The organism is Azospirillum sp. UENF 112521, from assembly GCF_058780665.1.
The window spans coordinates 1-2,500 of record NZ_JBSNCI010000004.1; the positions used below are offsets into that span (position 1 = coordinate 1).

Genomic DNA, 2,500 nt, shown 5'->3' on the forward strand with positions numbered 1-2,500 from the left:
CTTTGTGTATTGAGCGTCTCATGTGCCTGAGCGACCTGGCGGCGACCTACTCTCCCACGTCTTAAGACGCAGTACCATTGGCGCGGAGGCTTTTCACGGCCGAGTTCGGGATGGGATCGGGTGTTTGACACCTCGCCATGACCACCAGGTCACCGAGGCACAAGACCGACGCTGTTACCGAAAGCGCTTGATGCTTGTTCAGTGCAAGTGAGTTGAGGATGTATCGAACGGCGATGCGCTGGTCAAGCACTGCTTTGGAGCAGGCTTGCTGCTGCGCATGGCGCGGTTAGTGGTGTCGAGATCAAGCCGATCGAGCGATTAGTAAGGCTTAGCTTCAAGCATTGCTGCCCGTCCACATGCCTCCTATCGACGTGATGGTCTGTCACGGCTCTCAAGGGAGCTCTGGTTTAGAGGTGGGTTTCCCGCTTAGATGCTTTCAGCGGTTATCCCGTCCATACTTAGCTACCCGGCCATGCCACTGGCGTGACAACCGGTGCACCAGAGGTATGTCCATCCCGGTCCTCTCGTACTAGGGACAAATCCTCGCAAAACTCCGACACCCACGGCAGATAGGGACCGAACTGTCTCACGACGTTCTAAACCCAGCTCACGTACCACTTTAATCGGCGAACAGCCGAACCCTTGGGACCTGCTCCAGCCCCAGGATGTGATGAGCCGACATCGAGGTGCCAAACGACTCCGTCGATATGGACTCTTGGGAGTCATCAGCCTGTTATCCCCGGCGTACCTTTTATCCGTTGAGCGATGGCCCGTCCACGTGGAGCCACCGGATCACTATGGCCGACTTTCGTCTCTGCTCGACTTGTCAGTCTTGCAGTCAGGCGGGCTTATGCCATTGCACTCGACGAGCGATTTCCGACCGCTCTGAGCCCACCATCGCGCGCCTCCGTTACACTTTGGGAGGCGACCGCCCCAGTCAAACTACCCGCCATGCAGGGTCCCGGACCCGGATAACGGGCCACGGTTAGATGCCAGAGACTTCAAGGGTGGTATTTCAAGGTTGGCTCCACACGAGCTGGCGCCCATGTTTCCAAGCCTCCCACCTATCCTACACATGAAGTCCCTAGCACCACTGCAAAGCTGTAGTAAAGGTGCACGGGGTCTTTCCGTCTGACCGCGGGAACTCCGCATCTTCACGGAGAGTTCAATTTCGCTGAGTTGGTGTTGGAGACAGCGGGGAAGTCGTTACGCCATTCGTGCAGGTCGGAACTTACCCGACAAGGAATTTCGCTACCTTAGGACCGTTATAGTTACGGCCGCCGTTTACCGGGGCTTCAATTCAGAGCTTGCACTCCTCCTCTTAACCTTCCGGCACCGGGCAGGCGTCAGACCCTATACGTCGCCTTGTGTGGCTTCGCAGAGCCCTGTGTTTTTAGTAAACAGTCGCTACCCCCTGGTCTGTGCCCCCCGCCATGGCTTGCGCCACAACGGGGCCCTCTTCTTCCGAAGTTACGAGGGCAATTTGCCGAGTTCCTTCAACACCATTCTCTCAAGCGCCTGGGTATACTCTACCAGTCCACCTGTGTCGGTTTGGGGTACGGTCTGTAAGGCGGGGCTATTTCCTGGAACCGGTCCACAGCACGATCAATCCGATAAGATCGTACACGCTTTCCAATCCGTCACCTCCGCCAGGCCCACGAATATTAACGTGGTTCCCATCGACTACGCCTTTCGGCCTCGCCTTAGGGGCCGGCTCACCCTGCGTGGATTAACCTTGCGCAGGAACCCTTGGACTTTCGGCGACAGTGTTTCTCACACTGTTTGTCGCTACTCATGTCAGCATTCTCACTTCCGATACCTCCAGGCGGCCTCACGGACACCCTTCGCAGGCTTACGGAACGCTCCGCTACCACGTGATCCGAAGATCACATCCGCAGCTTCGGTACACGGCTTGAGCCCCGATACATTTTCGGCGCAGGCCGGCTTAACTAGACCAGTGAGCTATTACGCTTTCTTTAAAGGATGGCTGCTTCTAAGCCAACCTCCTGGTTGTCATGGCCTTCCCACATCCTTTCCCACTTAGCCGTGATTTGGGGACCTTAGCTGGCGGTCTGGGCTGTTTCCCTCTCGACGATGGACCTTAGCACCCACCGTCTGTCTGCCGCGCTCTGCTCGCGGGTATTCGGAGTTTGGTTAGGTTTGGTAAGGCTCGCGCCCCCCTAGCCCATCCAGTGCTCTACCCCCCGCGGCAATACGCGACGCGCTACCTAAATAGCTTTCGCGGAGAACCAGCTATTTCCTGATTTGATTGGCCTTTCACCCCTAGCCACAGGTCATCTCCGACTTTTTCAACAGGCGTGAGTTCGGTCCTCCAGTGCGTGTTACCGCACCTTCAACCTGCCCATGGCTAGATCATCAGGTTTCGGGTCTAAAGCATGCAACTCGGTCGCCCTATTCAGACTCGCTTTCGCTGCGCCTCCACCTACCGGCTTAAGCTCGCTGCATACTCTAAGTCGCTGACCCATTATACAAAAGGTAC

The 2,500-nt window shown here is 56.7% G+C and carries 2 rRNA genes (1 of these 2 cut by a window edge); both read right to left on the minus strand.

Annotated elements, in window-relative coordinates:
- Window positions 1-33 precede the first annotated feature (33 nt).
- A 5S ribosomal RNA gene (gene rrf / locus ACWPN8_RS20660) occupies window positions 34-149 on the minus strand.
- 148 nt (window positions 150-297) lie between these two features.
- Window positions 298-2,500 (minus strand): 23S ribosomal RNA (locus ACWPN8_RS20665) (it continues 544 nt past the right edge of the window).